20 protein-coding genes are annotated in these 23,233 nt (G+C 70.9%); 9 read left to right on the top strand and 11 right to left on the bottom strand.

Annotated features, from left to right (window positions below; translation table 11 throughout):
• Positions 1-474, bottom strand: a complete 474-nt coding sequence (gene aroQ, locus ACIBA9_RS13065) for a type II 3-dehydroquinate dehydratase (RefSeq protein WP_393902781.1) — start codon at positions 472-474, stop codon at positions 1-3.
• Positions 475-651: 177 nt separating this feature from the next.
• Here aroQ and ACIBA9_RS13070 point away from each other — a divergent pair, with 177 nt between their 5' ends.
• Positions 652-1,956, top strand: coding sequence for an MFS transporter (locus tag ACIBA9_RS13070; protein WP_399362402.1), 1,305 nt, complete (start codon positions 652-654; stop codon positions 1,954-1,956).
• A gap of 57 nt (positions 1,957-2,013) precedes the next feature.
• Here the strand turns inward: ACIBA9_RS13070 and ACIBA9_RS13075 are convergent, their stop codons facing one another.
• The 6 genes from ACIBA9_RS13075 to ACIBA9_RS13100 all read right to left on the bottom strand — a co-directional run bounded on the left by ACIBA9_RS13075 (position 2,014) and on the right by ACIBA9_RS13100 (position 10,293).
• Positions 2,014-3,114 (bottom strand): calcium:proton antiporter, encoded by a 1,101-nt coding sequence (locus ACIBA9_RS13075; RefSeq protein ID WP_399362404.1) that lies wholly within the window; start codon positions 3,112-3,114, stop codon positions 2,014-2,016.
• Positions 3,115-3,243: 129 nt separating this feature from the next.
• Positions 3,244-4,221 (bottom strand): TerC family protein, encoded by a 978-nt coding sequence (locus ACIBA9_RS13080; protein ID WP_399362406.1) that lies wholly within the window; start codon positions 4,219-4,221, stop codon positions 3,244-3,246.
• A 241-nt stretch (positions 4,222-4,462) separates the two neighbouring features.
• Entirely contained in the window at positions 4,463-6,427 is a 1,965-nt protein-coding gene (locus ACIBA9_RS13085; protein WP_399362408.1) for a TerD family protein, read from the bottom strand.
• Between the two features lie 61 nt (positions 6,428-6,488).
• Entirely contained in the window at positions 6,489-7,067 is a 579-nt protein-coding gene (locus tag ACIBA9_RS13090; RefSeq protein ID WP_362153618.1) for a TerD family protein, read from the bottom strand.
• A gap of 162 nt (positions 7,068-7,229) precedes the next feature.
• On the bottom strand, positions 7,230-9,377 hold the full coding sequence (gene uvrB, locus ACIBA9_RS13095) for an excinuclease ABC subunit UvrB (RefSeq protein ID WP_399362411.1): 2,148 nt from the start codon (positions 9,375-9,377) through the stop codon (positions 7,230-7,232).
• A 40-nt stretch (positions 9,378-9,417) separates the two neighbouring features.
• On the bottom strand, positions 9,418-10,293 hold the full coding sequence (locus ACIBA9_RS13100) for an MHYT domain-containing protein (protein WP_399362413.1): 876 nt from the start codon (positions 10,291-10,293) through the stop codon (positions 9,418-9,420).
• Positions 10,294-10,567: 274 nt separating this feature from the next.
• Between ACIBA9_RS13100 and ACIBA9_RS13105 the strand changes: the two genes are divergently transcribed.
• Together ACIBA9_RS13105 and ACIBA9_RS13110 are read left to right on the top strand one after the other, a co-directional pair.
• Positions 10,568-11,467, top strand: coding sequence for a glycerophosphodiester phosphodiesterase (locus ACIBA9_RS13105; RefSeq protein ID WP_399362415.1), 900 nt, complete (start codon positions 10,568-10,570; stop codon positions 11,465-11,467).
• A gap of 41 nt (positions 11,468-11,508) precedes the next feature.
• The gene (locus ACIBA9_RS13110) at positions 11,509-12,063 is read left to right on the top strand and encodes a methylated-DNA--[protein]-cysteine S-methyltransferase (RefSeq protein WP_399362417.1); all 555 of its coding nucleotides are present in this window, start codon (positions 11,509-11,511) and stop codon (positions 12,061-12,063) included.
• A 152-nt stretch (positions 12,064-12,215) separates the two neighbouring features.
• Here the strand turns inward: ACIBA9_RS13110 and ACIBA9_RS13115 are convergent, their stop codons facing one another.
• Positions 12,216-12,677: a VOC family protein gene (locus ACIBA9_RS13115; protein WP_399362419.1), complete on the bottom strand. Its 462-nt coding sequence runs from the start codon at positions 12,675-12,677 to the stop codon at positions 12,216-12,218.
• Between the two features lie 98 nt (positions 12,678-12,775).
• On the opposite strand from ACIBA9_RS13115, the gene ACIBA9_RS13120 reads away from it, so the two are divergent.
• Together ACIBA9_RS13120 and ACIBA9_RS13125 are read left to right on the top strand one after the other, a co-directional pair.
• Positions 12,776-13,684 carry a pseudouridine-5'-phosphate glycosidase gene (locus ACIBA9_RS13120; protein WP_393902773.1) on the top strand — a complete coding sequence of 303 codons (909 nt, stop codon included), beginning with the start codon at positions 12,776-12,778 and terminating at the stop codon, positions 13,682-13,684.
• A complete protein-coding gene (locus ACIBA9_RS13125) occupies positions 13,669-14,622 on the top strand; it encodes a carbohydrate kinase family protein (RefSeq protein WP_399362421.1) in 954 nt (317 codons plus the stop codon). Before ACIBA9_RS13120 ends, ACIBA9_RS13125 begins: the two co-directional genes overlap by 16 nt.
• A gap of 295 nt (positions 14,623-14,917) precedes the next feature.
• On the opposite strand, the gene ACIBA9_RS13130 is transcribed toward ACIBA9_RS13125, so the two are convergent.
• Positions 14,918-15,709, bottom strand: a complete 792-nt coding sequence (locus ACIBA9_RS13130) for a methyltransferase (protein WP_399362423.1) — start codon at positions 15,707-15,709, stop codon at positions 14,918-14,920.
• 224 nt (positions 15,710-15,933) lie between these two features.
• On the opposite strand from ACIBA9_RS13130, the gene corA reads away from it, so the two are divergent.
• On the top strand, positions 15,934-17,061 hold the full coding sequence (corA, locus tag ACIBA9_RS13135) for a magnesium/cobalt transporter CorA (RefSeq protein WP_399362425.1): 1,128 nt from the start codon (positions 15,934-15,936) through the stop codon (positions 17,059-17,061).
• A 70-nt stretch (positions 17,062-17,131) separates the two neighbouring features.
• Here corA and ACIBA9_RS13140 read toward each other — a convergent pair whose 3' ends face one another.
• Complete coding sequence (locus ACIBA9_RS13140; protein WP_399362427.1) at positions 17,132-17,773, bottom strand: uridine kinase; 642 nt, start codon at positions 17,771-17,773, stop codon at positions 17,132-17,134.
• A gap of 385 nt (positions 17,774-18,158) precedes the next feature.
• On the opposite strand from ACIBA9_RS13140, the gene ACIBA9_RS13145 reads away from it, so the two are divergent.
• Positions 18,159-18,854: a DUF2293 domain-containing protein gene (locus ACIBA9_RS13145; protein ID WP_399362429.1), complete on the top strand. Its 696-nt coding sequence runs from the start codon at positions 18,159-18,161 to the stop codon at positions 18,852-18,854.
• Between the two features lie 597 nt (positions 18,855-19,451).
• Complete coding sequence (locus ACIBA9_RS13150; RefSeq protein ID WP_399362431.1) at positions 19,452-20,939, top strand: glutamate synthase subunit beta; 1,488 nt, start codon at positions 19,452-19,454, stop codon at positions 20,937-20,939.
• Between the two features lie 177 nt (positions 20,940-21,116).
• On the opposite strand, the gene ACIBA9_RS13155 is transcribed toward ACIBA9_RS13150, so the two are convergent.
• Positions 21,117-21,659: a carboxymuconolactone decarboxylase family protein gene (locus ACIBA9_RS13155; RefSeq protein WP_399362433.1), complete on the bottom strand. Its 543-nt coding sequence runs from the start codon at positions 21,657-21,659 to the stop codon at positions 21,117-21,119.
• Between the two features lie 46 nt (positions 21,660-21,705).
• On the opposite strand from ACIBA9_RS13155, the gene ACIBA9_RS13160 reads away from it, so the two are divergent.
• The gene (locus ACIBA9_RS13160) at positions 21,706-23,130 is read left to right on the top strand and encodes a PLP-dependent aminotransferase family protein (protein WP_399362435.1); all 1,425 of its coding nucleotides are present in this window, start codon (positions 21,706-21,708) and stop codon (positions 23,128-23,130) included.
• Positions 23,131-23,233: the final 103 nt, after the last annotated feature.

The raw sequence follows: 23,233 nt of genomic DNA on the forward strand, positions 1-23,233 counted from the left end.
CTACGCGTCGGCCCGCGCCGAGCCCGCCAGAGCGGCGACCCGCTCCACACCGAACACATAGCCCTGGACTCCGCAGCCCGCGATCACGCCGTCGGCGCGCAACGAGACGTAGGAGTGGTGCCGGAACGATTCCCGCTGGTGGATGTTGGAGACGTGCACCTCCAGCACGGGCATCCCGTCGCAGGTGTTGAGCGCGTCCAGGATCGCGATCGACGTGTGCGAGTAGGCGCCGGGGTTGATGACGATGCCGCAGTGGCTCACGCGCGCCTCGTGGATCCAGTCGACCAGTACGCCCTCGTGGTTGGACTGCCGGAAGTCCACCGTGCCGCCGTGTGCGGCCGCCGCCTTCGCACACATGGCCTCCACGTCGGCCAGCGTGTCCTTGCCGTAGATCTCGGGCTGGCGCTGGCCGAGCAGATTCAGGTTCGGCCCGTTGAGGATCATGATCGGGGCGTTGGCCAGGGTGCGGGGCACGGTTCCTCCGGTCCGTTCGGTGCGGTGTGTCGACCACCGCTGCTCGCACCCGGTGTATCACGCCGCCCGGAGCGGGCGGTGGGCCGCGCGCTCCGCCACCGCGGCGCACGCTCCGGCATGGGTGATCACCACCGCACGCCCCCGTAACCGGCGATCACTGTGGGTAGTTTGGCCAGCATGCACGATGTACGCGCCGTGAGCGCACCGTCCATGCCACGGCTCGCCGCCGCCTCCCTCGCGGGGACCGCGATCGAGTTCTACGACTTCTTCGTCTACGGAACCGCCGCCGCCCTGGTGCTGGGTCCCCTGTTCTTTCCCACGTTCTCGCCGCTCGCGGGGACCCTGGCGGCGTTCGCGACGTTCGGGGTGGGTTTCGTGGCCAGACCGCTGGGATCGGTGGTGTTCGGGCACCTCGGCGACCGACGCGGACGGCGGCCCGTGCTCGTCCTCTCGCTGCTGCTGACCGGTGCCTCGACGGTCGCGGCGGGCTGTGTGCCGTCGTACGACACGATCGGTGTCGCCGCTCCCGTGCTGCTGCTCGTCCTGCGTTTCCTGCAAGGACTGGGGCTCGGCGGGGAGTGGGGCGGGGCCGTACTGCTGACCGCCGAGCACGCGCCGCCGGGGCGGCGCGTGCTGTGGTCTTCCTTCCCGCAGATGGGGCCCGCGATCGGCTTCGTGCTCGCCAACGGGGTGATGCTCGCGCTCTCCGCCACGCTCACCGACGCGGAGTTCACGCGCTGGGGGTGGCGCGTGCCGTTCTGGGCGGCGGGGGTCCTGGCGCTGGCGGGACTGTGGCTACGCTCGTCGCTCACGGAGAGTCCTCGGTTCCTGGAGCTCGACGACCACGCGCGCGTGCCGTTCGTCGAGGTCGTACGGCACCACCGGCGGCTGGTGCTGCTGACCGCCGGCGGGCTGGCCGCCGGTTACGCGGTGTTCTACGCGGTGACGACCTGGTCCCTGGCGTTTGCCACGGAACGGCTCGGGGTGAGCCGGACGGTCATGCTGACCTGTGTCATGGCGGCGGTGATCGTGAACGGATCGCTCACCCCCCTCATGGCGCTGCTCGGCGACCGCTTCGGGCGCCGGCCGATGTGCCTGACGGGATGCGCCGCCTGCGCCCTGTGGATGCTCCCGATGGTCGCGCTGCTGGCCACCGGTGAGCCCTTGCTGATGTTCCTCGGCATCCTGGGGGCGCTGATCGCCTTCATCACCACCTTCGCGGTGATCGCCGCCTACTTGCCGGAGCTGTTCGAGGCGCGGGTGCGCTGCACGGGTGCGGCGGTCGGCTACAACCTCGGCGGAGTCCTGGGCGGCGCGCTCACCCCGATCGTGGCCACGACACTCGCGGAGCACGGCGGGCGCGTCCCGTGGGGGGTCGGCGTCTATCTGACGGGCATCGCGCTGCTCAGCCTGGGGTGTTTCGCCCTGCTGCCGGAGACGCGCCCGCTCAGCGCACCGGCGGTCGAGCCGGCCACGGGATGACGACCGCCTTGCCGGGTCCCCTCCATGGGGTGACCCGGCGCCCACCCCTGGCCTCGTCTACGGGTTGATCGCCAGCTCCAGGTAGGCGGCGAACAACACCAGATGGACGCCGCCCTGCAAGGGGGTGGCCCGTCCCGGCACGACCGTCAGGGAGCTGACGACGACGGTGAGCGCGAGCAGCAGCATGTGGGTCGAGCCCAGGCCGAGAACGAGCGGACCGGCCAGCCAGACGGAGGCCAGCGCCACGGCCGGGATGGTCAGGCCGATGCTGGCCATCGCGGAGCCGAGCGCGAGGTTGAGGCTGGTCTGCACCCGGTCCCGGCGGGCGGAGCGCAGCGCGGCGATCGTCTCGGGGAGCAGGACGAGCAGGGCGATGACCACACCGACGACGGCCTGGTTGAGGCCGGCCGCCTTCACGCCCGACTCGATGGTGGGCGACACGCTCTTGGCCAGGCCGACGACGCCGATCAGGGCCAGCCCGAGCAAGCCGAGGCTGAACCAGGCGGCGCGCGCGGACGGGGGCTGGGCGTGATCGTCGGCGGTGATGACGTCGCCCTGCCGGGTGATCGGCAGGAAGTAGTCGCGGTGGCGCACGGTCTGGGTGGTCACGAACAGGCCGTAGAGGATGAGCGAGGACACCGCGGCGAAGGTCAGTTGGACGGTGGAGAACTCGGGCCCCGGCTTACTGGTGGTGAAGGTCGGCAGGACCAGGCTGAGAGTAGCCAGCGTCGCCACGGTCGCCAGGGCGGCGCCGGTGCCCTCCGGATTGAAGATCGCCGTACCGTGCCGCAGGGAGGCGACGAGCAGGCAGATGCCGACGATGCCGTTGCAGGTGATCATCACGGCGGCGAAGACGGTGTCCCGGGCGAGTGTGGAGCTCTTGTCGCCACCGTCGACCATGAGGGTGACGATCAGGGCCACCTCGATGATCGTGACGGCGATGGCGAGCACCAGGGAGCCGAAGGGCTCGCCGACCCGGTGGGCCACCACCTCGGCGTGGTGCACCGCCGCCAGGACGGAGCCGGCGAGGACCAGTGTCACCAGGCCGACGACCGCGCCGGGCAGGTTCCGGCCCCAGGTGAAGGCCAGCAGGACGATCGCGAGGACCGGCACGAGAATCGTCCATTGCCCGGTGAGCGATCGCAGCCTAGTGATCATGCCGCGATGGTCGCAGAGGCGTACAGGATTCGCATTCCGCTCTTTCCGGATGCCTCTTCTCCTTTCCGGTGCGGAGCCTGGGCCTGGCGGACCGGGCCCCGCGTCGCCCCGGGGGCCGGCCAGGCGTCGTCAGGCGTCGACGCTGTCCTTGGCGGCGCCCTCGCCGTCGCTGCCGGCCGCCCGCTTCCTGGTCGCCATCAGGCTTGTGATCGTGGTGACGATCAGGACGGCACAGATCACGCCGAGGGAGACGGGGATGCTGATCTCCGGGACGTGGACACCCGCCTCGTGCAGCGCGTGCAGCACCAGCTTGACGCCGATGAAGCCGAGGATGATGGACAGGCCGTACGACAGGTGGACCAGCTTCTTCAGCAGACCGCCGATGAGGAAGTACAGCTGACGCAGCCCCATGAGGGCGAAGGCGTTGGCGGTGAAGACGATGTACGGATCCTGGGTCAGGCCGAAGATCGCGGGGATGGAATCCAGGGCGAACAGGACGTCCGTGGTGCCGATGGCGAGCATCACGACCAGCATCGGGGTCATGACCCGCTTGCCGTTCTCCTGGATCCACAGCTTGGTGCCGTGGTACCGGTCGGCCACACCGAACCTTCGCTCGACGGCCTTCAGCAGCTTGTTCTCCTCGTACTCCTCGTCCTCCGCGCCGGCGCGGGCCTCCTGCACGAGCTTCCAGGCGGTCCATATCAGGAAGGCGCCGAACAGGAAGAACACCCAGGAGAAGCTGGCGAGGATCGCGGCTCCCGCGGCGATGAAGGCGGCCCGCAGGACCAGGGCTATCAGGACGCCGACGAGCAGCACACGCTGCTGGTACTGCGTGGGTACCGCGAACTTCGCCATGATCAGGACGAAGACGAAGAGGTTGTCGATGCTCAGCGACTTCTCGGTGATGAAGCCGGCGAAGAACTCTCCGGCGGGCTGCCCGCCCCCGAAGACGAGAAGACCGAGGCCGAAGAGGCCGGCCAGGGCGATCCAGACGACGGTCCAGATGCCGGCTTCCTTGATCGACACGTCATGGGGCTTGCGCCCGATGAAGAAGTCGACGGCGATCAGGGCGGCGAGGCCCACGACGGTCAGGACCCACAAGCCCATGGTGACTTCCACTGTTCCTCCGGCATGAGTAACGGCAAACACTTTCAGCGTCGTCGCTGCCGGAGGTCTCTTCCACCCGCACGGGGCCGACGCCCCGGGACCGGAAACGGTCCGTATTGACGGGTACGCCGCAGTCAGGGAGTACTCCCCTCCGCACCACAGAGACTACCCCAATCACCAAGGAAAGGTAAAGTGGTTGGTAAAGGAAAACCCAAAGTGCCTGCTCAGCGCAGCTTTGCCTTTACTTGGCCCGCGCTTTGGCGACCTCGCGGAGCACCTGCCGCACGACCTGGCTCCCGACCGGTACCGACGAGGGCTCGTACGTCCAGGCGTGCCCGACCCAGGGATCGGCGAGGTGGTCGTCTGGCAAGGGAGTGAGTCGCATCAGCGAACGCCACAACGGGTCGAGCAACGGGCCGTACGCGGCGGCGTCCTCACGATCCGCGACCAGGAGGAGGTGGACGCCGACCGCCGGGCCCTCGTCGGCGAGGTAGCGAAGGCGGGTCACCGCACGGTCGTCGAACCCGTGCGGGAAGTCGTTGACGATCAGGAGCTGGTGGGCCGGGTCGACCTCCGCCGGCAGCAAGGCGGCCGCATCAGCGCGCACCGCCATCTGCACCAGGTCGACGCGACGGGTGAGCCTCTCCAGCACCTCGTTCACCCCCGCTGCCCCCGTCGCGGGAGGAGCGGCGAGCGCCCCTTCACCGGTCAGCGGCAGGAGCGCACGCGCGCCGGCACCGGCCGGATCGATGACATGCACGGCGAACTCCCCCACCGGATGCACGGCGAGCAGCCGGGCCGCCAGTACGACGGCCGCCTCCATGGCCAGGTGCCGCAGTTCGACGGAGTCCAAGGAGTCGTCCAGCGCCGTCGCCCCGCTGTCGACCCACAGGCCCCGCTCCAGCGGCAGCCTGGCCAGCATCGGGATGCGCAGCGGCGCGCTCTCGGGGAGATGGAGCTCGCCGAGTCGCAGCGCCATCGGCGGCTCGGTGGGCACCCGGTAGCCATGCCAGACGGGGCTCTCCCATCCGGCGTACGCGGGCGGGAGCGCGGGTTCGACCACCTCCGACTCGGCGGTCAGCTGGGCGAGATCGCGGTCGTAGGCCGCGCGCGCCTGATCGACCAGTTCCGCGCGCCGGGCGTACGCGGTCTCCCGAGCGAGATCGCCCGAGGTGCCGAGCCGGTTCCGGGGGTCGGCGAGCGCCTGGTCGATCTCCCTCTCCAGCCGGGAGTCGGCGAAGTCGACGGCGCTGCGGTACGCGGCCGTAGCCCTGGCCAGGTCCTCGAACATGCCCCACACCTGGTTGTACAGCCGTTCCTCCATCGACCAGCCCACGGCGTCGCCCGCGACGGGCCAGGCGGGCTGCCCGTCTGCGGTCGAGGCCGGGGCGGAAGGCGCCGGGGGCGGGCTGTCAGGGCGGCGGGGATGCGTGTAGTCGATCCGGCCGCCGAGGCCGCGCGGCTCGGTTGCGGCGCCGACGCCTTGGGCCTCGTACGGGTTCCGGCCGTCGGCGGACGGCGGCTGCGGAACAGACGGAGTCGGCGGGTCGTACGAGGGTGTCGACTCGGCCGCGCCGGGAGCGGGGGGCGCGGACGCGGACATGTCCTGGGGTGTGGGCGCGGGCGCGGCAGAGGCGGCCGGGATCGCATGGGCCGGGCTCTGGGCCGCCGCCTGCTGGACGGCGGCCGCGAGTTCGCCGGCCTCGCGCACCCCCTGGTCGGCGAAGAGCGCCGGAAGGCCGCCGGCGTGGCCCTGGCCCATCGCGCGGACTTTCCAGGTGTCCTGCCGGAGGTACAGCTCCAGGGCGATCACGGCGGACTCGGTGTCCAGGCCGGTGAGGGTGTAGCAGGCCAGCTCCGCGCCGTCGGGGCCCTCGACGGTCGTGTGCGGGGCGGGCGTGGCGCCGAACCGGAACGGCCCCGGGGTCCCGGTGGGCAGGGCGAGGAATACGCCGACGCGACGCACCACCTCGGGCAGGGCCGCCAGGTCGAGGGCGATGCGGTGTTCCGCCGTGGTCTGCCGGGACACCTCCACGCCGGGCAGGGCGGGGGCACCGGGATGGGCCACCCACTCGGGGCCGTTCACCGAGCCGTTCTCGTCGCCGAGCGCGACACCGGCCAGGACCGGTACCCCGGCCGAGATCCGGATCGTCAGCCGGACCTGGGACAACGGATGGTTCTGCCCACGCACCAGCTCGGCCGTCATCGCCCTCGCCCCCTGTGTCGTGCTGTCGTGCCTCCGCCCGGGTGGGCGGTGCCCACCGCTCCTACAGGTGCGGCAGGATCGTGGGCATCAGGTCCTGGAAGGTACGGCCGTTGGCCGGAGCACCCAGAGCGGTCATCGTCCAGCCCGAGCCGGCCCGGTGCACCTTGGCCATGATCTGGGCGGTGTACTCGCCTCCGCCGGCCAGCGTGTAGCGGGCGAGTTCCTGACCGTTCGTCTCGTCCACGAGGCGGCAGAAGGCGTTCTCCACCTCCTGGAATGTCTGCCCCGTGAAGGAGTTCACGGTGAAGACGATCTGGTCGACGTGGACCGGAACACGCTGGAGGTCCACCAGGATCGCCTCGTCGTCCCCGCCCTGGCCGACACCGCCGACGAGGTTGTCGCCGGTATGGCGCACGGAACCGTCGTCGCTCACCAGATGACGGAAGAAGACCACGTCGACCGGCTGCTTCTCCGCGAAGAGGACCGCCGAGGCGTCCAGGTCGATCTCGCGCGTGCGCGAGCCGAACAGGCCACGCCGCTTGGCCGCCTGCCAGCCGAGCCCCATACGGACGGCGGTCAGGCTGGCCCCGTCCTTCTTCTCCAGGCTGATGGCCTGACCCTTGGTCAAGTTGACGGACACGGCTGGATCCCCTCTCGACGTCCCCTGTTGTCGCGCACCGCGCGGTTGTGCAGAACCCTACGCAGGCGCACCGACAGGGCCGAGCCCCGGCCCACGCTTTGTGTCGGTGTTGCAACACTCGGCGTGGGTACCGGGGTCCGGTGCGGCGCGGGTGCCGCAGGGTCAGGCGATTCCCGCCTCGCGCATCTGGCGCAGTTCCTTCTTCATCTCCGACACCTCGTCCCGCAGCCGGGCGGCGATCTCGAACTGCAGCTCCGCGGCGGCGGCGCGCATGCGCTCGGTCATCTCCTCGATCTGCTCGGCGAGTTCGGCCGCCGGTCGGTCGGTCGGCACCTTGCCGCCCTTCGCGGACTTGGCGGCCTTGCCGGCCTTCCCGCCCTTGGCCGTCTTGTCACCGAGCGCCGGTACGGGCGTCTTGGCGCCCTTGCCGTCCTTCGACTGGCGATAACCCGAGCCGAGGAGTTGTTCGGTGTCGACCTCCTCGCGGGCGATCTGCGCGACGATGTCGTTGATCTTCTTGCGCAGCGGCTGCGGGTCGATGCCCCTGGCCTTGTTGTAGGCGATCTGCTTCTCCCGGCGGCGGTTGGTCTCCTCGATGGCCTTCTCCATCGCCGGGGTGATCTTGTCGGCGTACATATGGACCTGGCCGGAGACGTTGCGCGCCGCGCGGCCGATGGTCTGGATCAGCGAGGTGCCGGACCGCAGGAAGCCCTCCTTGTCGGCGTCCAGGATCGCCACCAGGGAGACCTCGGGCAGGTCGAGGCCCTCGCGGAGGAGGTTGATGCCGACCAGGACGTCGTACTCGCCGGCACGCAGCTCGCGCAGCAGTTCCACACGGCGCAGCGTGTCGACGTCGCTGTGCAGATAGCGCACCTGGATGCCGAGCTCCAGGAAGTAGTCCGTGAGGTCCTCGGCCATCTTCTTGGTCAGCGTGGTCACCAGGACCCGCTCGTCCTTGTCGGTGCGCTTGCGGATCTCGTGCACCAGGTCGTCGATCTGGCCCTCGGTCGGCTTGACGACGACCTCCGGGTCGACCAGGCCGGTCGGGCGGATGATCTGCTCCACGAAACCGTCGGAACGCGAGAGCTCGTAGGCGCCCGGGGTGGCCGACAGATAGACGGTCTGACCGATGCGCTTCTGGAATTCCTCCCACTTCAGCGGGCGGTTGTCCAGCGCGGAGGGCAGCCGGAACCCGTGCTCGACGAGGGTGCGCTTACGGGAGGCGTCGCCCTCATACATGGCGCCGATCTGCGGGACGGTGACATGCGACTCGTCGATGACGAGGAGGAAGTCGTCCGGGAAGTAGTCCAGCAGAGTGTTGGGCGGCGAGCCGGGCAGGCGGCCGTCGAAGTGCATCGAGTAGTTCTCCACGCCGGAGCAGGTACCGATCTGGCGGAGCATCTCGATGTCGTACGTGGTGCGCATCCGCAGGCGCTGCGCCTCCAGGAGCTTGCCCTGCTTCTCCAGCTCGGCCAGGCGCTCGCCCAGCTCCTTCTCGATGTCGTTGACGGCCCGCTCCATGCGCTCGGGGCCGGCGACGTAGTGGGAGGCGGGGAAGACATACAGATGCTCGTCGTCGCTGATGATCTCGCCGGTGAGCGGATGGAGCGTGGAGAGCGCCTCGATCTCGTCACCGAACATCTGGATGCGGACGGCCAGCTCCTCGTAGACCGGGAAGATCTCGATGGTGTCGCCGCGGACCCGGAAGGTGCCCCGGCTGAAGGCCATGTCGTTGCGCGTGTACTGGATGTCGACGAAACGGCGCAGCAGCTCGTCCCGGTCGATCTCGTCGCCGACGCGCAGCGGGACCATGCGGTCCACGTACTCCTGCGGGGTACCGAGACCGTAGATGCAGGAGACCGAGGCGACGACGATGACGTCACGGCGGGTGAGCAGTGAGTTCGTCGCCGAGTGGCGCAGCCGCTCGACCTCCTCGTTGATCGAGGAGTCCTTCTCGATGTAGGTGTCCGACTGCGGAACGTAGGCCTCGGGCTGGTAGTAGTCGTAGTACGACACGAAGTACTCGACCGCGTTGTTCGGCAGAAGCTCGCGGAACTCGTTGGCCAGCTGTGCGGCCAACGTCTTGTTCGGCGCCATCACGAGGGTGGGGCGCTGGAGCTTCTCGATCATCCACGCCGTGGTGGCGGACTTGCCGGTGCCGGTCGCGCCCAGCAGGACGACGTCCTTCTCGCCGGCCTCGATGCGTTTGGCCAGGTCGGCGATGGCCGCGGGCTGGTCGCCGCTGGGCTGATAGGGACTGACGACCTCGAAGGGCGCCACCGTACGTTCGATGTGGGAAACGGGCCGCATGTCATCAACCGTACGACCCCGCACTGACAACGGGTCTCGATCAACGGTTCTGCGGGGTGCGGGAGCCGTAATGCTCGGGCCTGCGGATGGGCCCCTGCCCCTCGTGGAGGGCGGGACGGCGGCCGGGGTGGGCGGCGACCGCGGCGGCCGGGACACCCGGCCTGTCCTCGACCGGCGTGCGGTCGGCTCGGGCCATCAGCATCGGATCGAAGATCACGACCGCGCCCGCGAGGAGCAGCAAGGCGAGCGGACCGATCAGCATCGGTGCCAGCACGGAGGCCCCCGGACCGCTCGCGGCGGCGTGGGAGGGACCGTCGAGCCGGACCCCGAGGGCGGCCATGCCGGTGTAGTGCATGCCACTGACCGCGAGTCCCATGACGAGGCTCGCGCCCACGCTCCCCGGGAAGCCATGGACACGTCCGGCGGCCCACAGGGCGACGGTGGCCGCCACGACCGCGATGACGACGGAGACGGCGACCGTGGGGGTGCTGTAGGTGAAGCGGCCGTGGAATCGCACGCCGGCCATGCCCAGGTAGTGCATCGAGGCGATGCCCAGGCCGGTGATCGTGCCGCCCGTGAACAGCGCGGTGCCGGTGGCCCCGCGGTAGCCGACGATGAAGATCCCCACCCCGACCATGACGATCGCCAGGGCAAGGCTGGCGAAGGTGATCGGCTTGTCGTAGTGCATCGCGGTTCCCTCGATGCTGAAGCCCATCATCGCCACGAAGTGCATGGTCCATATGCCGGAGCCGATCGCGGCTGCGCCCAGGGCCAGCCAGGCGGGTCGCCAGGAGCCCGTGACCAGCAGGTACCGGCTGGTACAGCGCAACCCGAGGGCGCCTCCGATGCAGGCCATCAGGTACGCCACCACCGGGGTGACTGCCCCGTAGCTGAATCCGTCGACCGTGCCTTGCATCCGCGGCTGCCCTTCCGCCCTGTCCTGGAAAACTGCTGTAAGCCCCCGTCCCAGGACCGCGCGGGCGGTTCAGGGTTGTCGCAGAAAGTATGACCCCCACCGGAATGGTCGAACGATTTTCCGGCAAAGAAACACGGCCTTGCCCCAGTTGTGGGGCACTGGTGTGCGGACTTGGACATCTCCGTTCAATCTTTGGTCATCGCGCACCCACGCGCCGTTGACTCTGCGCTGTCAGTCTGTTGCTGTGGGTATTCGATCGACGCGAGGAGTCTGCATGCACACGCGCGTGGTGGTCGCCACGGTCGCCGCGGTCCTGGGAACCGCGGCACCTCTGCTGAGTCCCGCCCCCGGCGCCCGGGCCGGCGAGGTGGGTGAGGCCGTCAAGGCCGGGAAGGTCACCGCGCCCACCGTGGTCGCCCACCGGGGAGCATCCGCCTACGCCCCCGAGAACACGCTCGCCTCGATCGACAAGGCGGCGGCGCTGGGCTTCACCTGGGTCGAGAACGACGTCCAGCGCACCAAGGACGGTGAGCTGGTCGTCATCCACGACGACAGCCTGCCGCGCACCACGAACGTCAAGACGCTCTTCCCCGGCCGGGCGCCCTGGAAGGTGAAGGACTTCACCGCCGCCGAGATCGCGCGGCTGGACGCGGGCAGGTGGTTCTCCCCCGCGTACGCGGGCACGCGCGTGCCGACGCTGAAGCAGTACATGCGAAGGGTCGAGCACAATCACGAGAGCCTCCTCATGGAGATCAAGAACCCCGAGTTGTACCCGGGCATCGAGCGGCAGGCCCTCAAGCTCCTCGGCGACGAGGGCTGGCTGGACCGCGGCCACCTGCGGCGGCTCATCGTGCAGAGCTTCAGCGCCGACAGCGTGCGCAAGGTTCATGAGCTGAGGCCCGCGATCACCACCGCCTTCCTCGGCACGCCCAAGGTGGCGCAGCTGCACGAGTACGCCCGGTCCATCGACCTGGTCAACCCCGCCTACCAGTCGCTCTCCATCGGGTACGTCTCGGCTGTGCACGCCTTCGACGGGCCGCACGGCAAGCCGCTCAGGGTGTTCGCCTGGACGGTGAACGACACGGCCACCGCCCGTAAGGTCGCCGGTTACCGTGTCGACGGCGTGATCACCAACAAGCCCGACGTGGTGCGCGCGGCGCTGGGCTCGGGCTGACCCGACCCGGCGTTGTCAGTGGGGGGTCGTACCGTGGGCGCATGGACAGCCTTGGGCAGGAGCAGCAGCGCGTCGTGTGGGCCGTCGTCGACAGCGGCATCGGCCCCCTGATGCTGGCGGCGACCGATGACGGCCTGGTCAACGTCGTCTTCCACGCCACGGACGCCGTGCGCGACCGCGCCCTGGAGCGGCTGGCGGCGCGGCTGGGCGTCGAGCCCGTGGAGGATCCGCGATCGCCCCTGCTGGCCGATGCGGCCGACCAGCTGCGGGCGTACTTCGCCGGCGAGCGGCACACCTTCGACCTGCCGCTGGACTGGTCGCTGATCTCCGGGTTCAACCGCCAGGTCCTGCGCGAGCTGGCGTCCGGTGTGCCGTACGGCACCGTGGTGGGATACGGCGATCTGGCCCGGCGGGTCGGGCAGCCCGGCGGGGCGCAGGCGGTCGGCGCCGCGATGGGCGCCAACCCGCTCCCGCTGATCGTGCCGTGCCACCGGGTGGTGGAGAGAGACGGCGGCATCGGCGGGTTCGGCGGCGGCCTGGAGACCAAACGGCAGCTGCTGGCTCTGGAGGGGGTTCTGCCCGAGCCGCTGTTCTGAGCGGCCCGTCGTTCTGAGCGGCCCATTGTTCTGAGCGGCCCGTTCCCTCTACGCGGCTTGGCTGCCCCGTGCCGAGGCCGCCTGCGTCGAGCGGCTCACGTACCGGGGCCGTCTGCGTCAGGCGGCTCGTGCTTGAGGTCGGCCGCCTCGAGTCACTCGTCCCGCGGAGCGGTCGCGGCCGGCTGCTCGTCGTAGTGCCGGGCCTCGAAGACGTTGCCGTCGAGGTCCCGGAAGTAGAAGGAGCGGGTCGCCTCACCGCGGGCACCGAACGAACGGTGGCCGATGTCGCTCAGGGGCACGCCGCGTTCGCGCAGGCGGGCGCGCAGGGCGTCAAAGGCGTCGGCCGGCAGGGACAGGCAGACGTGGTTGACGGGGTGACCGGCGCTGTCGGCCGAGTCCGGCAGCATCCGCATGCGGTCCGCCACGCTGTGCGGGGCCAGGTCCAGGACCGTCTCCTCGTTGACGCGTACGGAGGGGAACGTCACCTTCCCCTCGGCGTACTCGGCCACCCGCAGAGGTTCCAGGCCCACGGTCTCCTCGAAGAAGCGGGCAGCGGCGACCGGGTCGGCCACCCACAGGACCACATGGTCGAGGCGCATGCTGTTGCTCGTCATGCGGCCAGGCTGGTGGCGCCGCCCTCAAGCCGCAAGAGTTTAGCCGTGGTCGGCAGCCGCCAGAGATGAGGAAGGACCGACTGACAGGAGGCGGGCACATGGTGCTGGTGGTGTCGGAAGAAGTCCGGGAAGCGATCGACGCACGGCGGCCGGTGGTGGCCCTGGAGTCCACGATCATCGCGCACGGTCTGCCACGCCCGCGCAATCTCCAGGTGGCCCTGGAGCTGGAGGAGGCGGTGCGGCGGGAGGGGGCGGTACCCGCGACGGTCGCCGTGCTCGACGGACGCCCCCGGGTCGGGCTGGACAAGGAGCAGCTGGAGCGGGTCGCGAACGACGAGGGCATCCGCAAGCTGGGCCACCGTGACCTGCCCCTGGCCGTGGCGGCCGAGGCGAGCGGAGCGACCACAGTGTCGGCGACGGCAGAGCTGGCCGCGCTGGCGGGCATCCGGGTGTTCGCGACGGGCGGGCTGGGCGGTGTCCACCGGGAGTGGACGGTGACGCAGGACGAGTCGGCCGACCTCGGGCTGCTCGCGCGCACGCGGATCACCGTCGTGTGCGCCGGTGTGAAGTCGATCCTGGACGTGCCGGCGACCCTGCAGCGGCTGGAGACGCTGGGCGTGGCCGTCGCCGGCTACGGCACGGACCGGTTCCCCGGCTTCTATCTGTCCGACTCCGGCCACCCGGTCGACTGGACGCTGAGCACCCCCGAGCAGGTCGCCGATGTCATGCGGGCCCAGGACGCGCTCGGGGCCCGTGAGTCGGCGCTGATCGTCGCCCATCCCGTACCGGAGGCGGAGCAGCTCGATCCCGATCTGCACGCGCGCGTACTCGCCGACGCGCTCGCCGCCTGCGCGGAGCAGGGCGTCACCGGGCAGGCGGTCACCCCGTTCCTGCTGGACCACCTCGTGCGGCACACGGAGGGTGCCTCCCTCAGCGCCAACCTGGCGGCTGTGCGGGGCAACGTACGGCTGGCGGCGCGTATTGCCACGGCGTGGGCCGAGAGGTGACCGCGGGGGGCCGGAACGGGGGGCTGCTGGTCGTCGGGGACGTGGTCACGGATGTGGTCGCCCGGCACCGGGGACCGCTCGCAACCGGCACGGATACGGCCGCCGTGATCCAGAGGTTGCCGGGCGGCGCGGGCGCCAACGTCGCCTGCTGGGCTGCCCACACGGGCTGTGCGGACGTGCGGCTGCTGGGTCGGGTCGGCACGGACACGGCGGCGTGGCACGAGCGGGAATTGGTGGCGGCGGGGGTACGGCCCCACCTGGTGGTCGACTCGGAAGCGGCGACCGGAACGGTGATCTGCCTCGTCGACACGGGCGCGGCAGCAGAGCGCACGTTTCTCACGGACAGCGGAGCGTCCCTGCGCCTCGAACCCGCCGACTGGTCGGACGTCTTGCTGGACGGCGTCGCCCGGCTGCATCTGTCGGGCTATCTGCTGTTCTCGGAGTCGAGCCGGGCGCTCGCCGAGGTGGCGCTCGCGGCGGCACGCGCGCGCGGCGTTCCGGTCAGTCTGGATCCGGCCTCGACAGGCTTCCTGGCCGAGCTGGGCGTGGATCGCTTCCTGGCCTTCGCGCAGGGAGTGGACGTACTGCTGCCCAGCCGGGACGAGGCGTGTCTGCTGACGGGACTCACCGACCCGGCGGACGCGGCGGCCAAACTGAGCCGTCTCGTGCCCTCGGTGGTGGCCAAGGCGGGTGCGGACGGGGCTCTGGTGGCGCGGTCCGGCGCCGTGGGCGCGCGCGTGCCGGCCATGTCGGTGGCTCCTCGGGACACGACGGGCGCCGGTGACGCCTTCACCGGGGCGTTCCTCGCCGCGCTGGTCTCGGGCGCGTCGCCGGAGGAGGCGGCCGCACGCGGATGCCAGGCGGGGACGGAGGCAGTGCGAAGGGTGGGCGGAAGACCGCCGGGGCGCCCGGGGGACGAGGGCTCGAACTGGGGCTAGCGGCGAGCGGCGAGCGGCTTAAGGGCAGCGGCCAGTGACACGGCTGTGCTGCGGCTACGGCTACGGCTAGCGAACCTGCGCGGTCGGCGGAAGACCCTCCCGGCCGGGGCGCGGCGGCTGACGCGGAGGCGAGGGCACGCGTATGCCCCGGTGACCGGCTCGTACGCCGGCGACCCACTCGTACACCCGCGGCGGGGCGCCGCGCAGCCCCCCGCACACCCCACGTGCAGTCGATACGAGCCGGATGCACGCGCGGCGACAGCTGGACGTGCGGATGACGGCCGTAAGGCGCGCCCTACGCCTTCTTGCCCCAGGCAGAGATCATCGGAGCGGTGGCCAGGTCCATGTGCCCCTTCTCGACAGCGGTCAGATGCCGGTCGATCTCCTCGTCGGTGGCCAGCCCGGCGGCGACGAGGCGGTCTCGGATCTGACGGACCGTCGCGGCTTCGAGGGCCGTGCAGGGTGAGGTCACGGGGAAGTACGCGTCGGCCTCCACCTCTCGCAGCCCGGCCTCGCGGAGCAGCCGCGGAAGCTTGCGGCCGTACGACAGGTCGGCGCCGCGTTCGGCGAGCAGGGTGCGGATGCCCTGGCGCAGCCGGTTGGCGAGCTGCTGCTCGGGGCCGTGCTCGTCGGGGCAGAGCAGCGGCTGAAGGGCGGGGTCGGCGTCCTCGATCAGCAGCCGCCCACCGGGTCGCAGGGCCCGGATCATGGACCGCAGAGCCCTTTCCCGGTCGGGGAGATGGACCAGGACGAGCCGGGCGTGGACCAGGTCGAACCCCTCCCCCGGCGGTTCCTCGGCGCCTACGTCATGGATCCGGACGTCCACCGGGGGGTGGGCCAGGGGGACGAGCAGCGACGTGTCGATGTCGGTGGCGACGACCTCGCCGGTCGGGCCCACCTTCGCGGCGAGCCAGGACACCACCGAGGTGCCCCCCGCTCCCACTTCCCAGCACCGCCAGCCGGGTTCGATGCCGAGTCCCTCGATGTGCCGAAAGGTCGCTGGATCGAAAAGGGTGGCGAAGGCGTCGAAGCGCCGACCCGCCTCGCTCTGCTGGTTGTCCAGGAGATACCTGTCGGATCGCGTCATGTCTCGATCATCGCAGTCACTCCGCTTGTCCGATCGTCGGATGCGGCTCACGCTCGACCACCCGCGAGGGCGGGATGGGCCCCCGGTTCCTCACTTCGTCCACAGCCGGGAACAAAGCGGAATGCCCTGTTCCCACAGGCTTTCCCGCACGGCGCTTCCGACTGGCAGACTTGCCGGGCAGGCGCGCAAGCGTTGAGCGAGGAGATCCATGCGAGGGGATCCAGATGTCCATGGCAGGGAATCTGCGGAAGGTCACGGGGCTGAGCGGGGTCGGCGGCCTGCGCAAGGTGGCGCGGCTGGCCCGGCGGCGGCCTCGGGTGGACCTGAGCCATCCCGCCAGGTCACCGTTGGGCTCGTCGGTGGTCAACTGCGTGATGTATCAGGACGGCGTGCGCGTGCCGGGGTGCGCGGACCTGGTGGATGCCGTGCGGCTGGTACGCAAGAGCGGTGAGGGGTTCGTCTGGCTGGGGCTCCACGAGCCGACGGACGACGAGTTCGCGGACATCGCCGAGCTGTTCGACCTGCATCCCCTGGCGGTGGAGGACGCGGTCGAGGCCCATCAGCGCCCGAAACTGGAGCATTACGGGGACACGCTGTTCGCGGTGTTCAAGAGTGTCTGCTACGTGGAGCACGAACAGCTGACGGCGACCAGCGAGGTGGTGAACACCGGCGAGATCATGGTGTTCGTCGGAGGGGACTTCGTCATCACGGTGCGCCATGGTCGGCACGGTTCGCTGGGGCCGCTGCGCGAGGAGTTGGAGGCGGACCCCAGGCAGCTCGCCAAGGGGCCGGCGGCCGTGCTGCACGCGATCGCGGACCACGTCGTGGACGACTACCTGAATGTCACGGACGCGGTGCAGGCGGACATCGACCAGGTCGAGACGGAGGTGTTCTCGGAGATCGGCGCACGGGTCGACCCGGGCCGTATCTACCAGATGAAGCGTGAACTGCTGGAACTCAAGCGGGCGGTGGTGCCGCTGAGCCGCCCCGTGGAGGACCTGGCCACGCGGCCCATACGGGTCGTCGCCCCGGAGATACAGGCCTACTTCCGCGATGTGTTCGACCACTTGATACGGGCCAAGGAACAGATCGCCGCCTTCGACGAACTGCTCAACTCGATTCTGCAGGCCCACCTGGCGCAGGTGACCGTCGCGCAGAACGAGGACATGCGCAAGATCACGGCCTGGGCCGCGGTGATCGCCGTACCGACGATGGTGTGCGGGGTGTACGGCATGAACTTCGACCACATGCCCGAGTTGCACTGGCGGTTCGGCTATCCGCTGGTCATGGCCGTGATGGCGGGCGCGTGCCTGTCGCTCTACCGGGGCTTCCGGCGCAACGGCTGGCTCTGACGGACGCACCGGTCGCTGCGGTCCGTCGGTTGCCGGGGTCCGGCGGTAATCGTCCGGGGCGCTCCCCGCATCAGCCTCCCCAGGCCGGGTGGCGCGGATCGTCTGCGCGCACCAGGACATCGGCCGTTCCGGCCGGGTCCGTCTCCGACTCGTAGCGCTCGAAGGCGGGCAGCGTCCAGTGGTCGGCCTCGGAGGTGCGCCGGCGGAGGGCGCCCGGAGAGAGGAGCACGTGCACGGTCAGGTCGAAAGGGAACCAGTGACGCAGCAGGAGAGGGCCGTGGACCAGCAGGATTCCACCGGGAGGGAGTTGGACATATGAGCTGCGGGTAGCCCGGTCGGTGGCGGGATCCCACAGGTCGGGCAGGATCCGTCCGCTGCCTCCGGGGTCGAGCGGGCCGAAGACCTCGCGCCACAGGGCGCCGGTGTCGAACCACCCGTCGAAGTAGGACTCCGCGTCCCGTCGCCCATACTCCAGGCGCAGCGACGCGGGGCGCAGGAAACCCTCGGTGCCGACCACGAGCGAGGGTCGGCCACGTACCCGTAGCGCCTCCGCGACGCGCTCGGCGAGGTCTCCGGGGTGCGCGGCCGGCGCTCCGTCGAAGCCGACGCGGAGCCAGGCACCGCCGTCGGCCGGGTCCAGGCCGGTCAGCCGGTCGGCCAGTAGTTCGGCGAGCCGTTCCCAGGTGATCGCTTCGAGTCGCACACGGCCCATGATGCCGGGTGCGCAGGGCGCCGCTGTCGACGCCCTCCCTGGAGGAGGCACGCGAAGACACGGGGCCGGTGTCGGCACCCGTACGGAAGGGACAGCACGATGTCGAGAAAGGGGGGCGGACCGGTCGGGAGCGATTTCGGCACCGGTACATGACCGCATAGGGCGTGAGAGGGGGCCTCGGGGCGAATCCGGCGGTCGAACCGGGTAATCCGCGCGCGGCTACTCGCCTGGCGAAGGCGGAGGGCGCACTGGATCCGTGGCGATTCCGTACCGGACCCGCGCGGCGGACCCGGACTGGCCGGGATCCGAACTGGACCCACATGATGGATCAGGGTGGTGGCTCCGCATGGTGGATCCGCGTGTGGCGACGGGGAAAGTACCTCGTATGGCGCTTCCCTCAACTCCGCACTCCCCCGGTCGACTTGTCGCCATCCAGCCGCTGAAGCACAAGCGGTGTGTCGGCTGTCGACGCGGTCCGCTGTCCTTGCTGGTGCTGGAGGAGGGAGTACCGCACTGCCTGGGCTGTGCGGATCTCGGGCATCTGGTGTTCCTGCCGCGTGGCGACACCGCGCTGACCCGCAGATCGCGGGAGGAGAGCACGTTGTCGGTGGTGGTCGTCCGGTTCAACCGGCGCAAGGGTCGCTACGAACGGCAAGGTGTCCTCGTCGAGGAAGCGGCACTGGTCCGGGCGGAGGAACGCTGTCTGGCGGATGCCGAGGCCCGGCGTCGACGGCGGATACGGGATGCTCGGCGCCGCACGGTGGAGGACGAGCGGTTCGCGGCGGCGTTCGCCGGGGAGATCATCCGACTGTTCCCCGGTTGCCCTGCGGGGCGAGCCGGCGCGATCGCCGGACATGCGTCCGTGCGAGGCAGTGGACGGGTCGGGCGCAGCGCTGCCGGGCGGGCGCTGTCCGAGGGCGCGGTGATCTCGGCGGTCGTGGCGGCCGTGCGGCACGTGGACACGCCGTATGACCAACTGCTGATGAGCGGGGTGCCGCGTTACGAGGCACGGCGACGGATCGCCCCGACAGTCGAGAGTGTGCTGCGGGCCTGGCGGGAGGTGGACGAGGTGGTGAGCTGAGGGGCGCCGTGGAAGGGGGCGTGCCGGGGCCGGAGGGTGCGCCGGGGCCTCCAGCGGGTTTTCGATCTTCGGCAAGTCGGGACGGGTGAGCCGACGGGGATGGCACCTACGCGGCCCGGCGCGCCAGGGGTCGCCGTGTTGCGGGTGATCATTGCCATGTGGGGGGGCATGTGGGGGGTGTGGTCAGCGCGGCCACGGTGGCACGGCCTGCGTTACGGCAGCGTTCACCGGTTCGGCGGTACTGAGCATGTTGATCGCGGTGGCGACGTTCGTGGGCGTTCGTGGCGCTCGTGGTGCGGCCCCACGGCGGTTGGTCGAGCCGCCGCCGGCCGGGGCGCTGCGCATCCACCCGCAGCTCACCCCCTCCGACCTTCCACCTCTCACCTCCTACCTTCCACCTCCTACCCCCCGCCTCCCCCCTCTGGCCTGCCAACATCGCCCATCCGCCACCCCGCCAGAGGCCCCGCGGAAAGCGCTGTCCGACACTCTGCGCGGCTGTCTGCGTGGACGTATCGTGGCCGCAGGAGTGCCGCCCGATGACGCACGGCCCGTCGTACATCCGGTGCCCCCCGGTGCCCGTACGCGAGGAAGTCGACCATGGCCGATCCCAAGGGGTTCATGAGCACGCCGCGCCAGGAGTGGCCGCGGCGGCCCGTCGAGGAGCGGGTGCGGGACTGGGACGAGGTGTACGTCCCGGGGGCGCTGCTGCCCATCATCAGCAAGCAGGCCGATCGCTGCATGGACTGTGGGATCCCGTTCTGCCACGAAGCCTGTCCGCTGGGCAATCTCATCCCCGAGTGGAACGACCTGGTCTCGCGGGAGGACTGGCGGGCCGCGAGCGACCGGTTGCACGCGACCAACAACTTCCCCGAGTTCACGGGACGGTTGTGTCCCGCGCCCTGCGAGGCGGGATGCGTGCTGGCGATCAACCAGCCGGCCGTCACCATCAAGAACGTCGAATGCGCGATCGCCGACCGGGCCTGGGAGGAGGGTTTCACGTCGGCCCGGCCTCCCGAGCGGCTGTCCGGGAAGACGGTCGCCGTCATCGGCTCCGGGCCGACCGGACTCGCCGCGGCACAGCAGCTGACCCGGGCCGGGCACACCGTCGCGGTGTTCGAGAAGGACGACCGGATCGGTGGGCTGATGCGGTACGGCATCCCCGGTTTCAAGATGGAGAAGCGGCATCTGGAGCGGCGGATCCAGCAGATGCGGGCAGAGGGGACGAAGTTCCGTCCGTCGACCGCGGTGGGGCGGGACGTTCCGGCGGCGGAGCTGCGGGCACGGTACGACGCGGTGGTGATCGCCACGGGGGCTACGGCGTGGCGGGAACTTTCGGTGCCGGGCCGGGAGTTGGACGGGATACACCAGGCGATGCAGTATCTGCCGCTGGCCAATCGGGTGTGCGAGGGGGATCTGGAGGTTTCGCCGCTGTCCGCGGCGGGGCGGCACGTCGTGATCGTCGGTGGCGGGGACACCGGGGCGGACTGTCTGGGGACGGCGGTGCGGGACGGGGCCGCGTCGGTGTCCCAGTTGGACATCTATGCGCAGCCGGACACCGAGCGCGACGAGGACATCGAGCCGTGGCCGACGTACCCGAAGCTCTACCGCTTGTCGGCCGCGCATGAGGAGGCGCGGGAGCTGCGTACGGCACCGGCGGCGGACGCGGACGCGCGGCTGTTCGCGGCGTCCACGCTCCGCTTCACCGGGGACGAGGAGGGGCATGTGCGGTCGCTGAGTCTCGTGGAGGTGGACGCGTCGCGGACGCCGGTGCCGGGCACCGAGCGGACGCTCCCCGCCGACCTCGTGCTGCTCGCGCTCGGGTTCTCCGGGCCGGACCGGGAGGACGGACTGATCGAACAGCTGGGGCTGGTGCTCGACCCGCGGGGCACTGTAGCCCGGGATGACGGGTTCGCGACCAACGTGCCCGGGGTGTTCGCGGCCGGGGACGCCGCGCGCGGGCAGTCGCTCATCGTGTGGGCGATCGCGGAGGGGCGTGCGGTGGCGGCGGCCGTCGACCGGTACCTCACGGGAAGTTCACGGCTGCCGGCGCCCGTCTCTCCGGGAGACCGCCCGATGCGCGTGTGAGGGCCGCGGGCGCCCAGGGGCCACGGCGGCCAGGCCTGCCACGCCTGCCACGCCTGCCATGGCCTGCCTGGCCTGCCGTACCGGGTGATCGCGGCGCTTACGGCGACCGCTATCGATGCCGTCTTCCGCAGGATGTAGGAGGCGGGGCCCGGCCGCAGCCACCACCGTGGTGACGGGTCAGCCTCGCCTCTCGTCGGTCCCCGCCACCTTCCCCGTCGCCAGGGCCACGCGGTTCCATGTGTTGATGGTGAGGATCAGGGCGAGGACGTGGGCCAGTTCCTCCTCCTCGAAGTGGGCGGCGGCCTCGGCGTAGACGGTGTCGGGGACGCCCGCGTCGGCGACCAGTGTGACCGCCTCCGTCAGGGCGAGGGCCGCCTGCTCCCGCGGGGTGAAGAAGTGGCGGGCCTCCCGCCAGACGGCGACCAGATGGAGCCGGTCCTCGCTCTCGCCGGCCTTGCGGGCGTCATTGGTGTGCATGTGCAGGCAGTAGGCGCAGTGGTTGAGGTGCGAGGCGCGGATCTGGATCAGCTCGACCAGGGCGGGGTCGAGGCCCGTACGGGCGGCGGCGTCGAAGCCGACGAGGGCGCGGAAGACCCGGGGGGCGGCCTTCGCGAGTTCGAGGCGGCCGCGTGCCGCTTCGGCGGCGGCGATCCCGGAGGCGGTGCCGGCGGACGTGAGTGCGGCGGTCGTGGTGGTGGGCGCGGTGGTGTTCGTCGTCATGTCTTCAATCTAGGGCGAGGAAAGACCGGCGGTAGGGTGCATTTTCATGACGGAATCATGGGTCAATTCCGCCGAGAGGGTCGGCGCCGATCTGCATCTGGAGCTGTCGGGGCCGGGTGGGCGGCGGGCGGCGCTGATCCGGGCGCTGCGGGAGGCCGTACGCAGCGGACGGCTGGCTCCGGGCACCCGGTTGCCGCCGTACCGGTCGCTCGCGGCCGACCTGGGAGTGGCCCGCAACACGGTGGCCGACGCCTACGCGGAGCTGGTCGCGGAGGGCTGGCTGACCGCGCGGCAGGGTTCGGGGACGCGGGTCGCTGAACGGGCGGAGCCGCTGCGGCGCGCCGCGCGGACGCCGGTGAGGGTGCCGCCGCCGCACGAGCGTGGGCCGCGGCACGATCTGCGCCAGGGCGCGCCGGACGCGTCGGCGTTTCCGCGTGCGGCCTGGGCGGCCTCGTACCGGCGGGCGCTGCGGGCGGCGCCGAGCGAGGCGTTCGGACCGGGGGATCCGGCCGGGCGGCGGGAGTTGCGGGAGGCGCTGACCGAATACCTGGCGCGGGCGCGCGGAGTGCGTACCCAGCCGGAGCGGATCGTCGTCTGCTCGGGCTTCGCGCACGCGCTGCGGCTGCTGTTCGGCCAGGGGGCGGGTGGGGTGCTGCGTGGTCCGCTCGGTGTGGAGGCTTATGGGCTGGACTTCCACCGGGAGCTGCTCGCGGCGGCCGGTGTGCGGACGGTGCCGCTGCCGCTGGACGAGCACGGCGCACGGGTGGCGGGGCTCGGCCGGGAGCGGGCCGTACTGCTGACGCCCGCGCACCAGTTCCCGACCGGCGGTCCGCTGCACCCGGAGCGGCGCACGGCGGTGATCGACTGGGCCCGCTCGCGTGATGCGGTGGTGCTGGAGGACGACTACGACGGAGAGTTCCGCTACGACCGCCGGCCCGTCGGCGCGCTCCAGGGCCTCGATCCCGAGCGGGTGATCCACATCGGCTCGGTCAGCAAGAGCCTTTCACCGGCGCTGCGGCTGGGCTGGATGGTCCTGCCGGAGCGGTACGTCGACCCCGTGCTCGCGGCGAAGGGCGAGCGGGAGGCATGGGCGAGCGTGCCGGACCAGCTGGCGCTCGCGGACTTCGTGGTCTCGGGATCGTACGACCGTCATGTGCGGCGTATGCGGCAGCGGTACCGGCGGCGCCGGGACCGGCTCGTCGCCGTGCTGGCCGCGCGGGCGCCGCACGTCGAGGTGACGGGGATCGCGGCCGGACTGCACGCGGTGCTGCGGCTGCCGCCCGGCACCGAGCGGTCCGCGGTGAAGGCCGCCGCGTGGCAGGGCATCGCCCTGGACGGCCTCGCCGCGTTCCGGCACCCGCGATCACCCATGACGGCCGGTGAGGGCCTGGTGGTGGGTTACGCGGCCACGGCCGAACACGCCTACGCGGCGGCCCTGGACGCGCTGTGCCGTGCCTTGCCACCGGAGTGAGGGACATGGGGCGCGCTGCTGGTGGGTTGAATCAACTCGCTTGACGTATCAGGACATTGATGGTGTCACGGTGAAGTCATCGTCATGATCGGGAAGATGTGCG

The sequence above is a fragment of the Streptomyces sp. NPDC051452 genome (genome assembly GCF_044454765.1).
Lineage (GTDB): Bacteria > Actinomycetota > Actinomycetes > Streptomycetales > Streptomycetaceae > Streptomyces.